12 protein-coding genes, 1 tRNA gene and 1 pseudogene are annotated in these 24,910 nt (G+C 37.1%); 8 read left to right on the top strand and 6 right to left on the bottom strand.

All coding sequences use genetic code 11. The features are described 5' to 3' along the window. The first annotated feature begins 202 nt into the window (after positions 1-202). The 3 genes from QMN76_RS09840 to QMN76_RS09830 all read left to right on the top strand — a co-directional run bounded on the left by QMN76_RS09840 (position 203) and on the right by QMN76_RS09830 (position 2,713). Positions 203-871, top strand: a complete 669-nt coding sequence (locus QMN76_RS09840; RefSeq protein WP_282024616.1) for a MarC family NAAT transporter — start codon at positions 203-205, stop codon at positions 869-871. 93 nt (positions 872-964) lie between these two features. After that, complete coding sequence (locus QMN76_RS09835) at positions 965-2,356, top strand: carbohydrate porin (protein WP_282024614.1); 1,392 nt, start codon at positions 965-967, stop codon at positions 2,354-2,356. Positions 2,357-2,455: 99 nt separating this feature from the next. Further along, positions 2,456-2,713: a hypothetical protein gene (locus tag QMN76_RS09830; protein WP_328517263.1), complete on the top strand. Its 258-nt coding sequence runs from the start codon at positions 2,456-2,458 to the stop codon at positions 2,711-2,713. Between the two features lie 171 nt (positions 2,714-2,884). Here the strand turns inward: QMN76_RS09830 and QMN76_RS09825 are convergent. Continuing rightward, positions 2,885-2,959: transfer RNA gene (locus tag QMN76_RS09825), tRNA-Thr, on the bottom strand. A 199-nt stretch (positions 2,960-3,158) separates the two neighbouring features. Between QMN76_RS09825 and QMN76_RS09820 the strand changes: the two genes are divergently transcribed. Genes QMN76_RS09820 through QMN76_RS09810 form a run of 3 tightly spaced genes read left to right on the top strand, consistent with a single transcriptional unit; the run spans position 3,159 to position 6,873 of the window. After that, positions 3,159-4,496, top strand: a complete 1,338-nt coding sequence (locus tag QMN76_RS09820) for a paraquat-inducible protein A (protein ID WP_282024613.1) — start codon at positions 3,159-3,161, stop codon at positions 4,494-4,496. A 59-nt stretch (positions 4,497-4,555) separates the two neighbouring features. Continuing rightward, positions 4,556-6,244 carry a PqiB family protein gene (locus tag QMN76_RS09815; RefSeq protein WP_282024611.1) on the top strand — a complete coding sequence of 563 codons (1,689 nt, stop codon included), beginning with the start codon at positions 4,556-4,558 and terminating at the stop codon, positions 6,242-6,244. After that, the gene (locus tag QMN76_RS09810) at positions 6,244-6,873 is read left to right on the top strand and encodes a PqiC family protein (protein ID WP_282024609.1); all 630 of its coding nucleotides are present in this window, start codon (positions 6,244-6,246) and stop codon (positions 6,871-6,873) included. Before QMN76_RS09815 ends, QMN76_RS09810 begins: the two co-directional genes overlap by 1 nt. Before the next feature lie 260 nt (positions 6,874-7,133). Here the strand turns inward: QMN76_RS09810 and QMN76_RS09805 are convergent, their stop codons facing one another. The 5 genes and pseudogenes from QMN76_RS09805 to QMN76_RS09790 form a co-directional block, all read right to left on the bottom strand. Next, a complete protein-coding gene (locus QMN76_RS09805; protein WP_282024607.1) occupies positions 7,134-7,571 on the bottom strand; it encodes a hypothetical protein in 438 nt (145 codons plus the stop codon). Between the two features lie 697 nt (positions 7,572-8,268). After that, positions 8,269-8,394, bottom strand: coding sequence for a hypothetical protein (locus tag QMN76_RS09800; RefSeq protein WP_282024606.1), 126 nt, complete (start codon positions 8,392-8,394; stop codon positions 8,269-8,271). A gap of 21 nt (positions 8,395-8,415) precedes the next feature. Beyond that, positions 8,416-8,463: pseudogene (locus QMN76_RS11025) on the bottom strand (hypothetical protein); the annotation flags it as partial. A 164-nt stretch (positions 8,464-8,627) separates the two neighbouring features. Beyond that, entirely contained in the window at positions 8,628-10,382 is a 1,755-nt protein-coding gene (locus tag QMN76_RS09795; RefSeq protein WP_034341069.1) for a ShlB/FhaC/HecB family hemolysin secretion/activation protein, read from the bottom strand. A 27-nt stretch (positions 10,383-10,409) separates the two neighbouring features. Next, positions 10,410-11,027, bottom strand: coding sequence for an invasion associated locus B family protein (locus QMN76_RS09790; protein WP_034341066.1), 618 nt, complete (start codon positions 11,025-11,027; stop codon positions 10,410-10,412). A gap of 266 nt (positions 11,028-11,293) precedes the next feature. Here QMN76_RS09790 and QMN76_RS09785 point away from each other — a divergent pair, with 266 nt between their 5' ends. Together QMN76_RS09785 and QMN76_RS09780 are read left to right on the top strand one after the other, a co-directional pair. Continuing rightward, positions 11,294-24,133, top strand: coding sequence for a hemagglutinin repeat-containing protein (locus tag QMN76_RS09785; protein WP_282066006.1), 12,840 nt, complete (start codon positions 11,294-11,296; stop codon positions 24,131-24,133). Beyond that, positions 24,130-24,897: a hypothetical protein gene (locus tag QMN76_RS09780; RefSeq protein WP_282066004.1), complete on the top strand. Its 768-nt coding sequence runs from the start codon at positions 24,130-24,132 to the stop codon at positions 24,895-24,897. Before QMN76_RS09785 ends, QMN76_RS09780 begins: the two co-directional genes overlap by 4 nt. The last annotated feature ends 13 nt before the right edge of the window (positions 24,898-24,910 follow it).

Here is a 24,910-nt window from a genome sequence, read left to right as displayed (position 1 = left end):
AGTAATTTTAGATCCTTCAAGTTTATCATAATCTAAATATTACAACTTATACGATAACACACATCTTAAAGTTGTAAATATAATACTCATTAGCATCTCTTAAAAGTGTATTACCTTTAAAACAATTATCATTATTAATTTGCATCTAAGAAATCTTGTTGATAGCATTTATTCTTTATAACATTAATGATGAACAGTATTTATGATAGAACTTTTTGAAATTATTGGTATAGGTTTAATTACGCTTTTACCTTTGGCTAACCCATTGACGGCTGTTGCTTTGTTTTTAAGTTTATCTGAGGATATGAATAAAGAAACACGTGACCATCAAGCCTTGATGGCAGCAATATATGTTTTTACGATTATGATTGTGACTTGGTATGCTGGTCAAGTGGTAATGAGCACTTTTGGTATATCGGTTCCTGGGCTACGTATTGCAGGTGGCTTAATTGTTGTATTTATCGGATTTCAGATGCTTTTTCCCGTTCGTAAAGTTCACGATGCACTTGAGGTGCGTGAAAAGACATCAGAAATGCAAAAAGAACCAGACACGGATATCGCCTTTGTGCCATTGGCAATGCCTGGTACTGCTGGACCTGGAACAATAGCGATTATTATTAGTAGTGCATCCGCAGTTCATCAGGGAACAATACATGTTTCACAATGGGTTATTATTGTTGCACCTATTCTCGTTTTTATATTAATTAGCATTTTACTTTGGGTTTCTTTGCGTAGTTCAGCTGTAATCATGCGTTTTATAGGAAATAGTGGCGTCCAAGCAATTTCTCGATTAATGGGGTTTTTACTGGTATGTATGGGCATACAATTTGTAATTAACGGGTCTTTGGATGTTGCTGCTAGTATACATTAAGTGAATATGTTTCGTTCACATTATTTTTATTTGACAAAAATCTTTTAATTTGTATTTCTCATCTAGAAATGAATTTGGTATGGGTTTTTGTCAATGTTTAAGAAAAGTAAGTATCAGTTATCCTTTATTATAGGGATTAGTACTTTTCTGCTTTTTCCTTTTTATAGTGATGCAAATGCTCAACGTACATTACAGCTTAAAAAAAGTGAAACGCTCAGACCTATAGCAAATAAACCTTCTGATGCAGATCCGGCTAAAGAGTTATTCTTTAGTGGGGTTAATCAATATTTAGACCAATATGGTATTAAGTTAGGGTTGAATTGGGTTACAGAGACTGCTGGTGTTGTCAGTGGTGGCAAACGTAAAGGTGCTGACTTTACTCAACAAATTGCATTTTCTTTAGACATAGATTGGGAAAAATTAGTAGGTTGGAAGGGATTTTCAACCCATGCGATAATTATGAATCGTTCGGGTCGGAATGCCAGTGCCGATTATGTTGGAGATTCTCAAATACAAGCCCAAGAAGTTTATGGTGGCGGTTATGCGCGCTTGTTGCATATGTATGATTTATACGCCGAACAAAAACTTTGGCATGATAATATTGATATAAAAATTGGTCGCATGAGTGTTGGTGATGATTATGCCCATAGTGCGATTGCTTGCCAGTTTATGTTGTTAACAACTTGTGGGCATCCTCGAAGCACACAATCTCAGCAAGGTTTCTCTGATTGGCCAGGTGCTGTATGGGGGGGGCGTATTTTATACAAAATAACAACTCAGACTTATATACAAGTAGGGGCGTATCAAAGTACTCCTTGGCCTCAAGGGGGAAGAACGGGTTGGGATTGGGGAACCTCACAAACTACAGGGGCTTTTGTACCAGTTGAATTGGGTTATAATCCTGATATTGGTAAGGATAATCTTCTTGGTCATATTCATGTGGGTACAGGCATTGACAGTAGTCGTTTTGAGACTTGGTCTTCTCAAGTAACAGGATCTGGAAAAAAGGATAATCGCTTTCAATTTTGGATTCAGGCTGATCAAATGGTTTACCGTAACGATCCTATTGATGATCATGGCTTATTTGTTATCGCGAATTATGGTCATGACGCAGCAACAACTTCTTCATTTAAAGATTTCTATAATATTGGGTTGTTGGATCGTGGTTTTTGGAAGGCACGTTCTTATGATCAATTTGGGCTGATGTTAACATATTATACGGTTCCACGAGGTTTAAGTCGCGCACAACAATACCAAATTAATAATGGTCAGGTTACTGGAGCGAATGGAATTTTTAATGGTTTATTAAATGGTGCGCCAGGGGTTCAGACCAACAGCTTATTATTTGAAGCTAACTATGGTATTGCAGCCTATAGAGGAGTTATGCTGATGCCGATTTTCGAGTATTTTCATAATGTAGCCGCAACTAGAAGTACTTATAAAGACGCTGTGCTTTTTGGTTTGAAAACAAACGTTACTTTTTAGAGAAACTATTGTATAAACTATTTTAATTAATTCGTTAAATTATATAGCATCTTGAAATCTAGTGCGATCATATCGAATGAAACAATGGTATTTGACAAAGTGATTAAAAAAATAATTTTATCAGGATTTACTCTTTTATTACTAGGAGGGTGCAATCCTGAGATGGGTCGTCTTCCGTTTGAAAGTGATGTTGGATGCTTACGCAAAGAGTTGTCATCCGATACTCACCCATCTTTTCAGATAGCGGCTAATTATTGCCAACAAGATGATCATGGTGTGCCTTTACCTTTAAAACTCAAAGGTGCCCTTGATTTACAAATGCAGGCTGAAAAAGCAAATATTGCCTATACAAATTGATTATTAAAAATCATTATATATAGAAAATAAGTTTTACACTAATTGTATAGGCTTTGATTAAAAAATTAGGGATATGAAAACTCTGGAAATAAAAGGCTTGGAAAGTCCAAAAATATATGTATTATCTGATCCAAGCTAATAAAAGCAGTTATTTTTTTATATAGGGTAAAATGGTGCCGACACTCGGAATTGAACCGAGGACCTACTGATTACGAATCAGTTGCTCTACCCCTGAGCTATGTCGGCGTGTGCATTGTGCTTTTTTATATAGGAGCTGAGCATAGACTGCAAGAGTGATAAAATAATTTTCTAATGTTTATTTTTTATTTTATCACCATGTTCGTGTTTGCTTATATATTATAAAGTATATCATGAAGTGGTATTACAGACAGGTTGCTATTTAATAAGGCTATTGAATATTTTATTTCATTAAGAGAGATTGTTGTTGGAGAGTAAAGAATTAAACGAAGCAATAAGCATCGTTGATCAGGCAATAGAGTGCCCATCTTGTGGATTGGTACAAAAATACCCAGAGATAAAGCATGGTGAGTTGATTGCATGTCAACGGTGTGGTCTAGAGCTGTTTCGTCATCCAGTCAGTAAGCAATGGGCGGTTCCTTTTGCTTTTTCTCTATCATCACTGATTTTATATGTGATGATGGTATCTTTTCCTTTGCTTTCAGTGAATATATATGGACGTACTAACTCATTAGGTATTCTTGATGGTAGTATAGAATTTATGCACCAAGATCTGGGAATTGTTGGATTATTAATAGCATTAGTGGTAGTGGTATTTCCAATTATAACCATTAGTTTAATGTTAACTATTTTACATTTCTCGCGGTTGAAAAAATTACCTTCTTTTTTCCCTAAGCTATTGCAATGGTATAAATTACTACGTCCATGGTCAATGATTGAGGTCTATATTTTAGGGATTTTTGTTGCCTATACCAAATTGGTGGGAATGGCATATGTTGAGATTGATTATGCATTATATTCTATGGTGTTATTAATGATTTCGATGGGTATTACAGATGCTTGCACTGATTTTGCTGGTTTGTGGGGACGTTGCGCTATCAAAGAAACGATGATTTTCCATTATAAGCAAGTAGATATAGCGCCGCATCATTTTGATCAACTGCCCGAAAATAATCATTTAGCGTCTTGTGAATGTTGTAGTCTTGTTTTTGCTACGAATACTGTGATTGCTGAAGAGGGACAAATCGGCGTTTGTCCAAGATGTGGAAAGAAAATTCACAAACGTAAAACCAATAGTCTTAATCGATCGTTGGCATTATTATTTGCAGCTTTTATTTTTTATATACCTGCAAATTTATACCCTATCATGAGCATGACGATGATGGGTAAGACAAGTAATCATCGGATTTTTGGTGGTGTTGTTGAATTATGGCAAAGTCAGATGGTGCCTTTAGCTTTATTGGTATTTGTCGCCAGTATCGCAGTTCCTGTTTTAAAGATATCTGGAATAGGGGTAATGATTGGTGCCAGTTTAATGCGATCCAAAAAATGGCTGACGATGAGGTCTAAACTATTCCGCGTTATTACTTTTATCGGCAGATGGTCAATGATTGATGTTTTTATGATTTCCATTTTGATAGCATTAATTCATTTTGATGCATTGGCAACAGTACATGCGCATGTTGGTATTTTAATGTTTGCAGCAGTCGTTGTGATTACGATATTTGCAGCAGATGTATTTGATCCTCGATTAATGTGGGATTATGCTGGAATGAATAGTTCCGAAAATGATCAAAAAAAGTAAAAATTAGAAAATGAATCATCCTATATTCATTATCTTATAAACATTAAGTAAATAGAAATATGTCTCAAAATAATAATCAGGCTCCTTTGGCTACTTCTCGCAAAATCAAATTTTCTTTGGTTTGGGTTGTTCCTATTATCGTTGCTATCTTAGCAATTTACCTGGGTTGGAAAGCTATTTCCAATGCGGGTCCAACGATTACGATTTCTTTTGAAACAGCAGACGGAATTGTTAGTGGCCAAACACAGGTCAAAAGTAAATCTGTTGTTCTTGGTACAGTTAAAAGTGTTTCGTTAAGTAAAGATATGCGCCATGTGGATGTTCAGATTGCTATGACTGGCAGGGCATCTTCTGTGATTACTGATAAAGCGCGTTTTTGGGTCGTAAGGCCTCGATTTAATGGTGCAAGTATTTCTGGTTTAGAAACGTTAATTAGTGGTGCGTATATTGCATTTGATCCAGGTAATTATAAATCAGGGAAAAAACAACGTTATTTTGTTGGTTTAGAATCTCCCCCTGGTGTGAGATCTGGTCAACCTGGAACAACTTATGTGCTAGCGACAGATAATTTAGGATCTTTGGGCGAAGGTGCTCCAGTTTTTTATCGTGACATTGTAGTAGGCGAAGTCCTGAACTATGATATGCCTGCTGGTGGTGTAGGACCAATTTTATTACATATTTTCGTAAAGAAGCCATATGATAGTTATTTGCACCATACGAGTGCTTTTTGGAATGTGTCTGGTATTAAATTAGGTTTTGGTGCGACAGGATTGAATGTTCAGTTACAATCTATGCAGGCGTTAATGTCTGGAGGGATTGCTTTTGACGAGCTTGATCGTCCTTTAATTGCCGCTGGAAAAGAATCTAGAAAAGAAGAACTTATTCCAGCGGATACACAATTTATTTTATATTCTGACCAAGAAGCTGCGGAAAATTCACGTTATCATGACAACGTTCCGCTTGTGACTTATGTAACTTCTTCGGTTAAAGGATTATCAAAAGGCAGCCGTGTAACCTTGTTTGGTTTGCAAATTGGCACCGTAAAGGATGTTTCATTAATTATTGATGCTAAGGCAAAACAAACACGCGCAAAAATTACAATGGATATTCAACCGAACCGTGTATTTACCTTTCAAAAGAAATATGACGCTGCGACTTTGGCTTTGATTACGAAATCGTTGATTGCTAATGGAATGAAGGCAACCGTTGCAAGTGATAATTTCTTATTTGGCAGCTCTTTAATTGCGTTAAATTTTGTTGATATGAAAAAACCAATTGCGCCCCAAACAGAGGGGAATACTTTGGTTATCCCAAGTCAAGCTGGTGGTATGGATGGTATAATGGCGTCTATGTCCACGGTTGCGTCTAAGATTGCGGCAATGCCATTGGATCAAATGGGAGAGAATATAAATAATTTATTGGCACATACAGATGATAAGCTTAATAGCCCAGATGTTGCGAAAACATTGAAAGCAATGCGTCAAACAATGCAGAATATGAGTGATCTGAGTAAGAAACTTAATCAAGGAGCAACACCGTTAATGAAACAATTGCCTGAGATGAGTCGTCAGTTAGATCAAACTCTGAAGAATGCAAATAAGCTCTTGGCCAGCTATGGTGGGGATACAGATTTTAATCGTAATTTGCAAAGCATGATCGTACAGCTCAGTGAAACTGCTAGATCTTTACGCTTCTTGAGCGACTTTATGACTCAGCACCCATCAGCCCTTATAACAGGACGTAAATAATGAAATATTTTAGTAAGAAAAACATATTATCACGCCGCCACCTTTTGAAAACTGTTATGGGTGGATCAGTTTTAGCCGTTTCTGGCAGCTTGTTAACAGCATGTAGTAACTCAGGACCAACTTATTATACGTTATCATCTGTACCAGGAAGATCGTATAGTGCAAATCCTTCTATTATAGAGGTAAGAACACCATCTTTGGCAGGATTCTTCGATAAAGATCGGATTGTTTCAGAGATTAGTAATAATAAACTGACAATATCTTCTTCCGACGCGTGGGCAGATAATATTACCAATATGATTGGTCGGGTGATGATGTTGGATCTGGCCCAACGCTTGCCTAATGCACGTGTTTTCTTGCAAAATCAAGCAACACAAACAACACCGCAAGCCTATGTAGAAATGGATATTTCCAGATTTAACCAAGATGCAAGTGGTAAAGCTGTAGTAACTGCAGATTTGGTGATTCGATCTGATGGGGATAAACCTGCTCAATTTAATCGTTTATTAACATTAGAAAAAGTTCCAGCAGATAGTAGCACCCAAGCACTTGTCGTTGCATTAAGTCAGATACTTGGCGAAATTGCGGATACTGCGGCTGCAAATTTGATGAATATATCGTTACGATAAGTAAAATATTAATAGATATTTAATAAGATGTTTAAAAAAAGGAAGCTAATAAGGCTTCCTTTTTTATGAGTTGTTGAATTTTTGTCAATGATGATCAGAGTTAGAATTCTAATTATAAAAATATTTCAGGAATCGCCTTTATTGTTTTAAAAGTAATGTCCATAGCTGATTTTACATGGTTTGCCATTCATTCAGTAACATCAGAGTAGATATATTTCTTATTACCTTATAGATCTCTTTTTTGGAGATAATAGAATATTCTATTTTTTATTTTCTTTTTGATATTGCTCCCAAATATCAATCATAATATCTGCAAATTGTAAGGCAGTTAACGGAGGTTTTCCGTTAACTGTATATTTAACGGTTGGGCGTTTTAATAAACGTAAAATGCTGTTTTTAGCTTGTCTATATATAGACAGTGTAACGTAATAGATAATAAAAATTGGAATAAGGAGTATAAGTAAAGGGTTATCTTCTTTTTCAAAATATTTTCCATATGGAAAACGATTGACAATATATTCTCTTGGTAAATTTATAACGTCTGCACTATAAAAGATTAAGAAATCAGCGTCCTCACCAGAAACACTATTTTTTCCACTATTAATAATCATATTTGGGTAAAAAGTATCACCTTTATCACAGCATTCATCTATAATTACTTTATAAATTTTATACTGCAAATTGTCTTTTATATTCATAGTTATGTTATGACTTTAATAAGGTAAAAGGATCACATTCAACATTGTTTCCCATATCTGCTTGATATTTTTTCCAGATTTCAATCATTATGTCTGCAAATTGTTGCGCCGTAATGGGTTCTTTTTCTTCTACTTATTTAAAGTAATTACTAAATAATTTATTTAATAATCCAGTTAATCCACGCATTATTAATATAAAACCTGTAAAAGGCGTTTCTTAAAAAAAATATAAATTGTATAGAAAATATTTTTCTACATATTCATTAGGTAATTGAATAGCTTTTGCACACTCATATATGAAAGATTCTGCGTAGATTCCATTAAAATCAAGATTTAGATTTGGGTCAAAATTTTGTGTTTCGTTACTACTTTCTTTATAAATAGTATCATAAATAATTTTGCGTATTCTTTGTGATTGATTATTCATGTTATAAATTCCAACACAACGGTAAACATGTGATTTGAAATTGGCACGATTATCGGGACGGGGTGAAGGTCGAATTTCATCTCGTCCATCATGCGATAGATTAAAAAACAATACAATCTATTTGTATTATTCAGACTGCTAATGATAATTCATTTTATAGTCAAAACGTCAAAATATTTATTCATTAATTATAGAATTTACCAAATAAATCTGAATGAGTGCCTGTGGATTCAAAATGCACTGTAATTTCATCTGAACAATGATAAATCATTAACGATAAGCTCTATTACCGCTTTCATCTTTTGCTGTATGTAAATCTTCTCCACGTTCTGACTTACGCATTGATTCAAGTGTTAGTGCATTAGGCTCTTTATTTCTAGAAACATATTCTCGCATTAATTCTCTAATGACTTGAGCTGCTGGTCGATCATTACGAGCTGCAACAGCTTTAAAATTCTCCTTAATTCTGCTTCAACTTTAAATGTCATAACATCTGTCTTCATAGACTAGCTCCTTTACATCATAAAAATATTACAGATTTCTTTAATTATCGATTATTTGTAGATATTATCGAAAATTCAGATTATGGTTAAACTTACCCACAAAAATGTGGATAAGTTTTATTTTTATTATAATCTGACACCTATACTGAACATAGCGATCCATCCTTCTGGAGGAAGACCTGCGGTTGTAAGCGCGTGAGTTGCAGAAGCATTCCAGAAGATAGTGCCTGCTGTTTTACGGATACCTAATCCTGCACCGACGAGGTTGCCGCCTTTTTCGGTTTTAGGCATATCAGCATAGGTAAAAACACCTCTCGTCATGCCTACATCAAAGATTCCGTAAAGTTCAGTGCCTTTAATTAATTGATTACAAAAAATTTGATAAGCATCACAATGCATTTCATTAGTAGGTAAAGACCATGAAAGGTCATTACGCATATAAACCCCAGCATTTCCCATCATGGTTTGTTTTAAGAACCCTCTAACGGTATAAGGACCCCCAATTTGCATTTGTTCATTACCATATTGGTTCTTGCTCGCATATTCCCCATGAATAGAGGTATGCCACATAAAATCTTGAGCAATGGGTTGGTAACCATCGATATCTAGAGAGGGTTTGACATATTGAGTATGAGGATTATAGGTTCCTTGATTGTACGTCCATGTTTCTGTGCCCATAGCCCCACCAAGTCCGATTTTCATACCAAGACTTGCATACCATGCACCCCCCCAAATACGCATCGATTCACTGGCATTTAGGTTTAACGAAGAAAGTCTAGCGCTTTGTGTTCCAATGCGGGAATGCTCAATATAGCTATCAAAGGATTTTAATTCATAGGTTGCTTGTAAAGTTGTCACCCCAATTGAGTTTCGTGCAACAACGCGTGAAGCACCGATATGAAAATCTTTATTAGTTGAATCAAAACGTCCACGCCCTTGCCAAGCATAATCAACATGATAAAAATCGTCATATCGATACCATCCACCAAAGAATGTCCATGGCCCAAGAGGGATAGACCCTTCTGCGGTAAAGAAGGAGTTATGTCGATCGCTTTGACGATTATTTAAAGAATGGTCATATTCAACAGACCACATATCTAATAATCCAAACAAATCTTCAGCAGTTAAAATCGTTCTACCAATGGTTCTTCCAGAATAGCTTTGACCGTTATTATCTGTCGAAACTTGTCCGTGTAAAATGCCTGGATTATTGGCATTGATATTAACGATAGAGGTTCCTGGTTCATCTCCTGGAGCAATCTTCATTGATGCACTCCAATCAGGAAGGCGGTTCATCTGATCAATCCCTTGTTCCAAATCTTTCAGATTAAGTATGCCTCCTTTAACCCACGGAAAGGCCATGGTCTCATGGTTGCTTTGTGATATTCCATGGAATTGAAACCCTTGGACTTTCCCTCCAATAACGACAATATGTAACGTGCCTTGTTTTAGATCTTGTTGAGGTAGGTAGGCTCTTGTTGTGACAAAGCCTTTGTCGATATAAGCTTTATTGATTTTATTTAAGATAGAATTCATATCCCCAAGGCTCATACATTTATTTTGCCATGGTTTAGTAATATTTTGAATGGTTGATGAGGAGATGTTATTTGCATTTACCACTTCAATGGATTGAATGGTCACACAATGTTCAGTTTGAGCATCATTATGCCTATTTTGATTGATCTGAACATTACTAGATGGAGGGGGAAGTCCCTCCATAAGTTGTTGCCGTTCTTTATGCTGTAAATATTGCTGATATTGATTAAAGCTTTGAGGGGAAACGGGGGGAGGCGTAGTTTGAGCTTCTGCATGTTCTCCTATAAAAGGGAAACATACAGTTGCAACAAGAACAGACCGAAAAAAAGATGCTTTTAAATTCATTGTCGTTATTTGAAACAAATAATAGGATTAAGGTGCTTTTTTATTGATAAGATCATTCATAGCGGTAAACACATTATGAAGGTCTTCAATATTAAAATTAATCGTTACGGTTGTTTTATTAACGCGATGAATAATTAATTGCGCTGTTTTATTCGTTTCTAAAGATTTTTGTAAGGCACTATTGATTGGTTGAGAAGCAATACAACCATTCGCTGTACAAGTAATCCAAGGTAAATCAGTCTTACCAGCATGTTCAATTGAGATTGTAACAGGTTGCTGTAAAGAAAATCCAAGTGGTGTAACAACAGTAAATTGAACAGGGTTAACCTTGCTTGGATTTTGATTATCTCTGATTTTTTCTAATAATAAAGAGGCAACAGGGGTTTGTTTATTATCTTTTCCTGTAACCATAAGGCTTTGCTGAGCGATACATCCTTGAGATGTATTTTTTTGCTTGCTTTGCTCATTATTTGGATAAGCGCAATGAAGCTGCCAAGAGCCTACTTGTTGATTAACAGTAATAGGCGAGGATGTTTCTTTACTATTATTTGTTGTGGTTTTATTTGTTTTTTCTTGAGCAAAAGCTGGAGCGTTACTCGCAGCAAAAACAAAAATAAAGGCACCGGATAATAGTAATTTTTTCATTGGAAATCCTAACAGATTTTGTTTCATGATATGTGATTAAAGCTAGAGCTACTTTGTAATAAATAAATTATCAAGACAAAAAACATTGTGAAATCATGATTTCACATGGCGTGATTTAATTACAATGAATCATAATTTTTAAACAATTAATTGAATAGTAATTGTTGTTGGTATGGGCCTTTGTTATACCGTAACGGCTATTATTATGTTGTTCATAGTTAAATTATTTTTATTTAATTTAACGTAGTCTTTACTAGGTTGTTCGTATGTCTGAGAAGAAATTTTCCTCTATTTATTTTGATAAATCTGTTGTTTATAAACGGGTTAAAGGGTTTATGACAGCTAGTTTATTTTTGGCAGGGAATTTAGTCTCGACATTACCAGTAATGGCGGCACCTAAACCATCAGCAAATATTGTTGTAGATACAGCGCCTCCTGTTAATCAGCGCCCGACGGTCGATATAACGCATAATGGGATTGATCAAGTTAATATTGTGCATCCTAATGATGCGGGTGTTTCTCATAATAAATTCAACCAATATAACGTCAATGAACAAGGACAGATTCTTAATAACTCGCCGACGATTACCAATACAAAATTAGCAGGGCAAATTACAGGTAACCCTCATTTAAAAGATGGTAAAACTGCGCATACGATTATTAATGAAGTTACAGGATATTCTCCTACAAAACTGCTAGGTTATACTGAGGTTGCGGGTCGGCAAGCTGCTGTGATTATTGCGAACCCCAATGGGATTACTTGTGCTGGATGTGGGTTTATTAATACGAGTAGAGCATCTTTGGCGACGGGTAAACCTAACCTAGACGCAAATGGTAATTTACAATCAATTACTGTAGGTGGTGGTGAGGTTGGCTTTGATGGGGCTGGGGGTAATTTTGCTGAAGTTCCTGTTTTAGATATTATTAGTCGTAAAGTTCGTATTAATGCGCCTGTAAATGGTCAAGATATTCGTATTGTTGCCGGTCGTAATACTTACAATTACGCAGATGGGACAGCAACGCCTTTGGCTTCGGATGGTACTCAAGCCCCAGAATTTGCAATTGAAACCTCTGCTTTGGGAGGAATGACAGGCAACCATATTCAAATGCTTGTGAATGAAAAGGGAGCTGGGGTTCGTGTTGATGGGCGCATGGCATCAACTGCTGGAGATATGCAACTGACTGCGGATGGTAAGTTGGTGATTGCTGGGGAATTATCAGCGCAAAATAATTTAAATGCCCGCGTTGACGTTATTGAAAATACAGGAACGATTGGGGCCAATAATGGAATTAATTTACAAGGACGTTCTTTAACCAATAGTGGTAAAATCATTGCTAAGGGTCAGCAAAACAGTAATATTACCATGAGTGATACACTTGATAATTCTGGTTCTATTGAAGGACAATCAGGATTGCAGTTAAGTGCACAAAAAATTAATAACCGTCAGTCAGCCTATCTTCATGCACAAAAAGATCTTTCACTTACGGGTCAAAACCTTACGAATAATGGGCAAATTTCCTCTGATACAGGGGTATTAAATGCTGATATTAACGGAGCAATTACAAATAATAATGGCGTGATTGCTGCTAATAACAGTATTGTTCTTAAAGCTTCTGGGGATATTGATAATAGTTCAGGTCAAATTGGTGTTAATCAAGGGGGTTCTATTACTCTTCAAAGTAATTCTTTTAATAACCAAAATGGGTTGGTTCAAACAAACACAGGGTTAATCAGTTTAAATTCTTATAGCTTAAACAATAATAATGGATCTATTGTTACAAATAATGCGCCTATTACAATTAATGCACCGCAAATTATTTTAAATAATAATGGCCAGATTGGAGCAGAACAATCAGGGAATATTAGCCTTACGACACAAAATAATTTGCAAAATACGAATGGTAAGATTTCTACGGGTGCGGGTACTATTTTTATTCAATCTAACAGATTAACTAATAATTCTGGCAAGATTTTTTCTGGAACGGATACGAGCTATGGTGATTTAACACTTCGTACTGGGGATGTTGAGAATAGTGGGGGTGTTATCCAAGCTACCAAAGGGGCAGTTGATGCGACGATAGGCAATTATACCGATACGAATGGTGGCTTGATTTACGCAGGAACAGCCTTACAAATTAAGGCCTCTGGAGATATGTCCATTGCCAACGCCATACAAGGAGAGCAGGGGTTATCTTTATCTGCCGGGTCTTTAACGCTTAGCAATGCACAGGCCTCGTTAAGCAGTTTGTCTGGTAATGGTACAGTGACGCTTGTGAATGCGCTGGTCAATGCGGGTAATATTTTTGTTAATCAAGGTTGGTTAGCAATGACTGCGGGTTCTGTTAGTAATAATAATGGTCAAATAAATACCGATGCGGGTGCTTTGTCTATTACGGCGAATAAAGGCGGTATTGATAATCATTCTGGACATATTTTAACCAAAAATGATGCAGTAACGCTGATAGCATCTGGCGGTATTGATAATAGTTCAGGTCAAATTGGCTCTCAAGGCAATGGGAATATTACCCTTCAAAGTGGTGATTTAAACAACCAAAATGGACTAATCAGAACGAGTGTTGGAGATGTTTCTTTAACTATTGGTGCTTTAAATAATAGTTCAGGATCTATCTTAACGACGTCAGGGAATATGGGGGTTCATGCCTTTCAAGGGATTAATAATAATTCTGGCCAAATTGGTACGCAACAAGGTGGGAATGTTACAATTACAGCCAATGGAGATATTAACAATAGCCAAGGTCAATTGGTAACCCCTTCTGGCTTTTTAACGATTACGGGCAATACGTTTGATAATAGCTCAGGAAAAGTTGGTTCTAATAATGGTAATGTAGATATTCATTCAAATCGTTTGATAAATAGTTCTGGGGTGATTTTAGCTGGCACAGATAAGAATGCTGGAGATTTAACACTTATTAATGGAGATGTTGAGAATAGCAACGGGACAATTCAATCAACCAATGGATCTGTTAATGCGACGATAGGAAGTTACACGGATACCAATAAAGGGGTTATTTATGCGGGTAAAGATCTGACGTTAAATGCCTCTGGGGATGTTTTTATAGCGAATGCCATTCAAAGTGAGGGTCAATTTAACCTACAAGCCAATAGTTTAACTATTGCGAATAAGGACGCATCCATAAATAGTTTAAATGGGAATGGATCGCTTACGATTATTAATGATTTGATTAATAATGGATCTATTTCTTTTTCAAAAGGAAGTTTAGCGCTTGATGTTGGATCGTTTAGTAATAATGGAACGTTTGATATTGGTTTTGGTGGATTAAACTTTAATATTAAAGGCGATTTTTCTAATAAAAATGGCTCATTAATTGCCGATGCAAGTGATGTTACAATTACAGCTAAAGGAAGTGTTGATAATACCAATGGGCAAATTGGTGTTAAAAACAATGGTAATGTAACCATTAATAGCCAAAATCTACTCAATCAAGGTGGGTTAATTCGCACGTCTTCTGGAGATGTATTATTAAAAGTTACGAACCTTTATAACCAACAAGGCTCTGTTCTTACTAATAATGGCCAGATTAATATTCAAGCTTTGCAAGGGATTGCTAATAATTTAGGTAAGATTGGTATTCAAACTCTTGGTAATTTAACCATTACAGCTCAAGGCGATATTGATAATACACAAGGTCAGTTTGTGACCCCTGATGGTTTCGTCAATATTAGTGGAAATAAATTAGACAATAGTAATGGTCAGATTGGTGCGTTAACTAAAGGGGCTATTACTCTATCCTTACAAAATGCGCTTCAGAATAATCAAGGTAAGATTATCACGCCATTAGGTGCCATTAATATTACGAGTGGTGCTTTTACAAATACGAATGGCCAAGTGATTACATCTTCTGGGGATTTAACGCTCACTAGTGGGGATATTGAGAATAGTGGCGGTGTTATACAAGCAACTAAAGGTTTGGTTGATGCACGTATAGGAAGTTATGCGGATACGAATGGTGGCTTGATTTATGCGGGGAAGAGCTTAACGATTAATGCTTCTGGGGATATGTCTATCGCCAATGCACTTCAAGGGCAACAAGGGTTATCTTTATCTGCAGGGTCTTTAACGCTTAGTAATGCCGAAGCTTCTTTAAGTGGTTTATCTGGTAATGGCACGGTTACCCTTGTGAATGCATTAATAAATGCAGGCAATATATTTGTTAATCAAGGAGCATTAACAATTATTGCGGGTTCTGTTGAGAATAATGGTCAAATAAATACCAATGCGGGTGCTCTGTCTATTACGGCGAATAAAGGCGGTATTGATAATCATTCAGGACGTATTTTAACGAAGAATGATGCGATTAACTTGAAAGCCACTGGTAATTTAGATAATAGCTCAGGGCAAATTGGCTCTCAAAAGGATGGTAATGTTACCCTTCAGAGTGGGGATTTAAATAATCAACAAGGATTAACCAGAACAGGTGTTGGCAATATTGGGTTAACGGTTGGATCTTTAAATAACAACCAAGGATCTATTTTAACTACCCAAGGAAATATGCAAATTAACGCCTCTCAGGGAATTAGTAATAATTCTGGTCAAATTGGCACGCAAGCAAGTGGTAATGTAACCATTATAGCCGATGGCGATATTAACAATCTTCAAGGCCAGTTTGTAACACCTGTTGGTTTATTAAAAATTACTGGGAATAATTTAGACAATAGTTCAGGTCAAATTGGCTCTAATAATGGAACGGTTGAAATTCAATCTGGGCATTTAATTAATAATTCAGGAACCATTATTGCGGGGGCGAATAATAATCTAGGAGATTTAACACTTACTAGTGGGGATATTGAGAATAGTGGTGGGACAATTCAATCTACGAATGGATCTGTTAATGCGACGATAGGGAATTATACAGATACAGATAAGGGGGTTTTGTATGCAGGTAAAGATCTGACCCTTAATGCTTCTGGGGACGTCTCTATAGCGAATGCATTACAAAGTCAGGGGCTATTTACCCTGCAAGCTAACTCTTTAAATGTTGCGAATAAGGACGCGTCGATTAGCAGTTTAAATAATAGCGTATCTCTAACGATTGCGAATGCTCTTATTAATCAGGGCAGTATTTATACTTCTAATGGTGGTTTAACACTTACAGAGGGTTCTTTAGAAAATACAGGATCTTTATATGGTAAAAATATGATTGCTTTGAGTATTGGGCAAGCTATACAAAATAAAGGTATTTTTGCCAATAATGTATTAACTGGCGGAATGATCCAATCCGATGGAGATATTTCTTTAACAGCTTCGACTGTAGAGAATACAGGATTTATTCAAAGCTTACATGGAATAAACTTACGAATTGCTGGGGATATACAAAATCAGTCTTTTGGAGAGAACTCTGGTGTTATTCAATCTGGTAGTGGAAAACAGATACAAATTACAGCTCAGAATTTACAAAATAATAATGGGCAGATTTTAAGTGATGCTGATTTAAATATTACTACAGAAAATATGCTGGCCAATAGTGGATATTTGCAGGCAAATACAGTTATTAATTTAACTACTCCTAATTTAAATAATAATGGTGGCAGTATTTTAGCATTAGGGGGTGATTTAACTATTGGGGTATCACAGCCTACTGCTATTGATAATACAAATGGTAAGATTCAATCTAATGGAAATATTATTCTTAATGGTTCTTCTTATCAAAGTTCAGAACTATCCTATTTAACAGCCCAACAACAATTACAAGCTAATTTTAGTGGAGATGTTGTCAATAATGGCCAGATGGTTGCAGGTTCAGATTTAATCCTTACCGCAGATACATTATCGAATGGCATACAAGGATTAGTGTATAGTAATAATGGAAATGTTGCTCTAACCACCTTAGGACAAAATGGTCTGTTTAACTATGGTAATATCCAAGCTATTGGAAATAATAGTCAGTTATCAATAAATGCGTCTACGCTTACCAATCAAGGGGTTATTCTTTCTAAGAATGGTGCTGTATTAAATGCTAGCCAACAAATTAACAATCAGCGTAACCAAAATATTTTTGGCCAAATTATTACTCAGGGTGGGGATCTAAGCATTAATGCTCCCGTGGTTAATAATGATGGTTTAATGATTAGCCCTGCCAATTTAACAGTAACGACACAAACATTAGCGAATACGGGATATGTTTCTGCAGATAATTTACTGACGGTTACGTCGAGTAATTCTATTGCAAATAGTGCAGCTGCTTTTGGTTTAAATTTTAATGGCACACCCCTTGTATCTGGTTCGTTGATTGGTGGAACAGTGCAATTATTAGCTCCAGATATTCAAAATCAGAATGGATGGATACAAGGGAATAATGGCTTAACGTTAACAGCCAATAGTATTACCAACAGTCAAAAAGGGGTTATGCTAAGCACGAATGGAGATGTGACTTTACAAGGGATAGGCTCTACAGAAGGGAATATTGCTCCTGTAGCCTCTGTGGTTAATAATAATAGTAATATTCAAGCTTATAATCGTCTTTGGATAGCTACTCAAAATCTGGATAATACCAATGGTGTTTTATCTAGCGACAGTGGAAATATTCGTCTAGATCAAGGTTCCTCTGGGGCTGCGTTACAATCCTTTAATAATGCAGGGGGAACGCTTCAGTCTTCAAAAGACTTAACGCTTAATTTTAGTCAGCTTGATAGTGCTGAAGGGAGTAAAATCTTAGCTAAAGGATTGCTTACATTAACCATAGGCTCTGACTTTACCAATAATGGCACATTATGGGGTGGGCAAGGACTTAATTTAACACTTGCTTCGTTGGTAAATAGTGCGGGTAGTATTATCGGTGCTGATAATAATAATGTCACCATTAATGCGCAAAATGGTAATATTACCAATTATGGTGTTATTAAAAATTTAGATACAAATACAGGTAATATTACTATTCATGCGCAAAATCTTACGAATGATGCGCAAAACATAAAAGATGGTAATGGGTCGATCCTGTCTAACTCTAATATTGATTTACAATTATCTGGCCAACTAACCAATCAAAATGGAGGAGAAATTACCGCTTATAATGCAGGTAATATTCACTTTACAGGTAGTGGCTTTGATAATGCTGGGCTGTTACTTGCTGGCGGGACGATTACAGGAAATAGTTCAGGCGATATTAATAATAGGGCAAGTGGTTATATTTATGGGTCTCAAGGAGTATCGCTTACTTCGAATACGCAAATTACGAATAATGCCCAAGGGCAAATGGGAATAAATACAGGTGTCTTATCTTTAACAGCACCTACATTGTCTTTTGCTCAGGGTGGCCAGGTTATTACCAATAATGGAAATATGGTTTTAAATGCATCTTCTAGCATGAGTAACCATGGCTGGTTACAGAGCATGGGGGATATTCAGATAACGACCCCAATTTTGAATAATACAAGCGTTGATAGTAATAATATTGATGCTGCGATTGTTAGTATGCATGGTGCCATGACCATTCAGAGTGATCAAAATGGAAATGGATTAACATTATTAAATAACAATAATGGTATACTTCAATCTGCTGGTAATCTAACAATTTACACAAAAGAATTACAAAGCCAAAATGGTAAAATTTTGACATATGATGCCCTAGGAAAAGGAAATTTAGGGGATATTATTCTATTTGCAAATGCGCAAAATATAGCATTATCAACACTAAATCTATCAAATGAGGGGATTATTCAATCCTCCAGAGATATGAGTATGACTGCTCAAAGTTCAGGATTATCTTCTACGGGGTCTATATTTGCTGCTCATATATTAAATGCGACGATAGAGGGGGATCTAAAAAATAGCCAACTCTCATTCTCTTCTTTAGGAGGAGGGCAAAACCCAGCGGCTAATTTAATCGTTCATGGTGATTATGAAATTAACCAAGATGGTGGAGTTACTTCACTAGGTGATTTAAACGTTACTGCGAATGATATTACCAATAATGGTGTGTTACTTGCATCAAATAATATGGGGATTATTACAGGAAACTTAACCAATAATATCAAAGGGCTTATCTCCAGCACAAATAATTTAACCATTACTGCATCAGGAAATATTGATAATTTTGGTGTGCTTCAAGCTGATCAAGGTTCTATGGTTATCACTGCCACGGGCGATGTTAAAAATACAGGAGGATTAATTCGCACACAAAGTGCTAATAGCGATATTATCCTGACCGCTAACAGTTTTGAAAATAAGTATTCAGGAACATTATCAACAGAGACAGTCAATACAACGACAGTTTATCAAGCAGCTATTAATGGACCAGATGGACCATACGCAGGACTATCGAATACGGAATTTACTCAACAATATATGAATATTACTGGCATAGAAGGATGGGTTTTAAATGAGTATTATTATGCAAGTAATGTAAAAATATTACAAATTAATGCGCCTACCGGTATGTATACCGCTGATGGTAAACCAGCGTCTGGTTTCTTTTATTTCGCTCTTTCTAATGGATTAGGTAATAAAAATTCACGTGTAGAGATAAGAGGAAAAGGTGATCAAGATGTGTTGCATGGGACTTCTGCAATTATTTCTGCGGGTAGAGATTTAAAGGTTACAACAACTGGTGCGATTATAAATGATATTAGCCATATTGAAGCTGGTAGAAATATGGACTTAAAAGGTGCTTCTTTAACAAATCATGGCTTACAAAGCAGTGTAACTTATACAATAGGTTGTTTTAATAACGATTTTTGTCGTATGGGTTTTTCCAAAGACGCCAGTAATAATCCCAATCCACCTTATGTTCGTCCACCTAATACGAATATGGATGGTCATTCAATGAATCCTACATTTTATGTTTGGGGATCTAATTCGGTTAATAATGGATTAGGCTCTACTATTGTTGCTGGTGGGAATTTAATTGGTCAGTTTTCTGGAGAAGTTAATAATACAACCATTATTCAAGGGGCTTCTAAAGATGATTTTGTAACAGATAATCGTCCTTTACCCTCAGGACAAAACCTAACGACTACAAATGGTGAAAATGGCAAGGGCGGTTTAACAGGCCCAGGAAATAGTGATTTAAGTAGCAATGGCTCTGATACGAATTCTATAACAGGACAAGATAATAATTTAGGATATAGTGGTGTCACAAATCCACAAGGTGTTGATCCTGGTTTACATGTAACCTTACCTGGATTTAACGGGTCTGGCTCTGCCAGTGTCAATGATATTTTATCTTCATTAACGGGTGGTCAAGCGCTTTTTAGACCTAATCCGAATGTAAGTGGGAGTAATTCTAATCTTAATGGAATAACAGGTGGTGGCATTACTGGTGGAGGAGCGAATAGTGGTAATTCAACAGGATCATCGAATGTCAGTAGTAATCCTAATGTAACTATTAATGGATCTCCATCGGTTCAATCACCTACCAATCCTGGGAATACTGTGAATAACAATACTGGAAATACAGTTTCTATTGGGGATATTACGGCTCAAAATCCAACACAGCCTAATGTGAATACATCCTCTGTTCAATCTGGCTCGAACTATTTAATTGAAACGCGTCCTCAATATACATCTGTAAATGAGTTTTATGGGTCGCAATATTTGTTGAACCATTTAAGTATTAATGGATCTTACATGTTCCTTGGGGATGCTGGGTTTGATACTCAGTATATTCAACAACAATATATTCAAGCCACAGGGCAAAGTTATCCTGGTGGCACATATATGACGGCTTCAGATGCAATGAAGACAATGCTCGATAATGCAGCCAACCAAAAGGATAGGTTAGGTTTGCAGTTTGGCACAGCTTTAACTGCGGAACAGCAATCTAAATTAGATGAAGATATTGTTTGGTATGTTCCTCAGGTCGTGGATGGTCAAACGGTATTGGTTCCACAACTTTATTTATCTCCGAAAACAGATATTTTGGCTGGAGCTGCGATCAAAGGAAAAAATGTCAATATTACAGCAGGTTCTATTAATAACTCTGGGTTAATGCAAGGAACCAACTCGATTGCTTTGACGGCAACGAATGGAGACATCAGTAATATTGGCGGCACAATTAAAGGGGGGAATATCTCTTTAAATGCGCAAAATGGCTCTGTGATTAATTCAGATACGGTCAATAATTATCTGGTGAATGGGGGAACAGGGTCTTACCTTGGTTCACAAGGCCAAATCCTTGCTTCTGGCACGCTTGGGATCCAAGCCAGTGATAGTATTACGACCCATGGAGGCACTATTCAGTCTGGATCTGACCTGGCGATGAAGGCGGGCACAATTAATATTGGGTCCATGGAGTTAAATGCCGCCGCTTCCAGTGTCACCCATGCATCTGATGGCACCTTGTCTTTTGTGGGTAACCAGACCAAGAATTATGGCACAACCATTACAGCTGGGGGAAATGCGTCTTTGCAATCCACGGCTGGGGATCTAAGTTTTTCTGGCAGTTCGTTAAATGCTGGTGGGAATGTCTCTTTATCCTCTGCTGGAAATATCGCTCTGAACGCGGTTACCGATAGTGGCTTCTCAGATGTCAAAGGCCATAAATCAGGTGCTTTCAATAGTAGCTCTTTTGAAAATAAAAATGCGTATACCAATGATGTTGGCTCTTTTGTTACCGCTGGGGGACAACTTGATGCTGTGGCAAAGAAAGATGTCAGTATTTCAGGAGGACTAGCGGCAACAAATGATGTGAATATTATTGCCAAAGAGGGAGGCATCACTGAAAATGCGTTAACCTCCACGTCCGATAGCTATACGTATCATCATACGAAAAAAACGGGGTTCTTTGGTAATGAGGCAGGGTTAAGTGCCCAAGTTGGTACGAAAAAAGTTACAGATAAAAATTCTGCCAGCTCTGTCACCCATACAAGCAGTACGATTGCTTCTACAGGAGGCAATGTGAATATGAGTGCAGATAATGGCGATATTAATATTAATGGCTCCAATGTCTTAGCAAAACAAGATATTAATATGGCTGGAAATAATATCAACTTTAATACCGTCACAAATACAACATCAGGGGATAAGCTGCATAAAGATTCCTTTACAGGCCTTACCGTAGCAGCCTCTGGATTGCTTAGTAATGCTGCACAAACGGGATTTTCGACAGCCAACGCAACAGATTCAAATACAGCAATATTAAATGGAGCAAATCTGGGATATGCTGGTTTGAACGCTGGGATGGGCAAAGCTGGGTTATTAGGTGCGAATGGAGGGAATGTCGTTGATTATGGGTTGATGGGGGCTGCGGCAACGATTGGTCATGAATCAAATAAATCGCATACAATCACACAAACGATGACGGATGTTGGTTCAACGGTTACTGCGGGTGGCAAAGTGAATATTAATGCGAAAAATGATATTAACGCCACGGGTTCGAATATTAGTGGAAATGATGTGATTTTTAACGCAGGCGGGGATATTAACCTGAATGCAGGGTACAAAACGACTGAAAGTAAATCAACATCCTCCAGTAACAAATTTGGAGTGGGTGCCACGACTTCATTAGGGGCAACGGGGGGCAGTTTTGGATTAACAGGAAATGTATCCTTTGGGTTTGGCAATTCTAAATCTTCCAGCAAAACGGCGATTGATACGGTTGTGAACGGAACGAATTCTGTGGTAATGAATAATCATAATGGTGATTTGAACATCAATGGTGCACAGATTACGAACAAGAATGCTGATGGCACGATCAGTGATGGTTCTATTGCGATTAACACAGGGAATTTGAATATTACGACACCACAAAACACTAATAAATTTGACAGTGATCAATTTAATGTTGGGGTCAGTGCATCCACGCCTATTGGTTCTGGCTTTGGGTGGAGCAAAGGCGATGCACCACAGGTTCCTTACTCGAATGGTTCTCCCTTTGGTTTATATCAAAATATGCATAATGATTATCAAGCGACAGAACAAACAATGTCTGGGATCAGTGCGGGTAAAGGAGGCGTGAATATTAATGTATCTGGCACGACGACGTTGACGGGTGGATCGATTACCAGTGCGGCAGACAGTGATAAAAACCAAATTACGACAGGCAGTTTGGTTGCCAATTCATTGGATAATCATTCAGAATGGAGTGGTCTGAACATCAAAGGAACCGAAACCATTAGTAATAAGCATGGTATTAACGCGATTGGAACCCAAAATGGTCAAGAGGTTATGGGTATTCCAGGAAATGTTTTGGGCACGGCGGCGACGGGTTTTACAGGAAACAGTGTTTCCCATGATGAGCATTCTGTAACCAGTTCTGTTATTGGGGGGAATATCACGATTAATAGTGGATCAACAACGGGTATAGTATCGCGTGATCCCAACGCGGCCAATGGCTATATCAAGGATCAGTTTAATGCTGCTGAAATCAACAGCAACTTTGCCTTGCAAAACAAGGCGACCGAGGTCATGAATAATTATGCGAACCTAGGGATAAATACCGTGGTAACGGCGAATAATAATGCTGAGAAGAAACAAAAAGATGACCTTCATACAACGATTAATACGGCAACCCAAGGGGATAAAGACCTGAATAGCAGTTTAAATAGTGCTGTTGATCATAACGATGATTTTTCTTTGGTGAACAAGAATAATGCCTCTGCATTGGCTGGGGGATTATCTGCCATTGGGGGTGCTATTATTGGGGGTGGGAATGTCGGAACCACAACCGCAGGTGTGGCTGGGGGATTGGCTGGAAATGCCATTTATAATAACGCTTTTCCAACAGACAGACCCCTCGGTAAAGATAAAAATCCGCTTGATCCTAAAAGTCCTAATTATAATCATGGTGAGACAAATACAACGATAAATAAAGGCCTTGCTCAAGACTATACGCCCGATTCTTCTTCGCAACAACAAGCACAAAATACTCATGATAAAAACAAACCTTCAAGATACGATGACCAAACGGATTTGAATAAGTTGGGGTCGAGCATCATTAAAGATGGTATTATTGGTGGCATGGGCGCGATTGCGGGCATATTAACGGGTGGGAATATTGCTATTGATACCGCAACAGGCGGATTAACAGGTTTAACCATGAAACCCCCTGCTTTAAAAAAGAAAGAAGATCCAAAAGCTAAAGCTGCTGATAAGAAAAATACTCCAGCACAAATAGGGGATAAAAAATGAAAAACTATTCTTTAATAGCTGTAATCACTTTATGTTTAGGGTTAACTGCTTGCGGCCCTGATATATTCTATATTCCCATCGATAATAAATTAGGTAGTGCTCAACCACTGTCTAAAACAGAAGATACGATTAGAGTCATCGTGCCAGAGAGAATTACTCAATATGTTGCTAATGGACGTGCTGCTGTTCCAGGTTGGTTAAAGGATGCAAAATTAGCTAAGTATATAGGTGCGGCTAAACTTTATACAGAAGATCAATTTAAAGCATTGGGATATCAATTAACGGATATAGGTTTACACTCAGGGGGGGGGGGGCATCCCAATGTGATAGCGATGGTTGATTCTGGAGTATTAAAGACATATGATAAGACCTATACATGGCAGGTTCCGATTTCTACAGATCCCACCACGGGGCAACCCAATATGTGGGACACACAAGGGCAAACCGTAACCATGAACCTCATCTATTACAAAATTAAAATCGTCAGACCGATTGGTAAAGATAATCCCCTCTTTACTTGTAACAATTCTTCTTTAAGTATGAATTTTTGCATTTACTCCCAAGACAATCCTTCTACTTATGAAACAATTTTTGAAGGGTATGGTACAATGGATACCAATGCCCGTGATCCTGCTTATATAGAAGATCATCTGGCATCTTCAGTTTTATATCAATATCCTACCTTACTAGGTAAAAAGCGGGTCTTTCAGATTAGTCAAATTTATCCACAAGTAACTAAAGTCACTGACGCTCCCACAAACTAAACCCCTGAAATAT

This window comes from Commensalibacter papalotli (ex Botero et al. 2024) (genome assembly GCF_947179115.1).
GTDB lineage: Bacteria > Pseudomonadota > Alphaproteobacteria > Acetobacterales > Acetobacteraceae > Commensalibacter > Commensalibacter papalotli.
The sequence above is the reverse complement of the archived record's forward strand: the minus strand, read 5'-3'. Positions and strand labels throughout refer to the sequence as shown.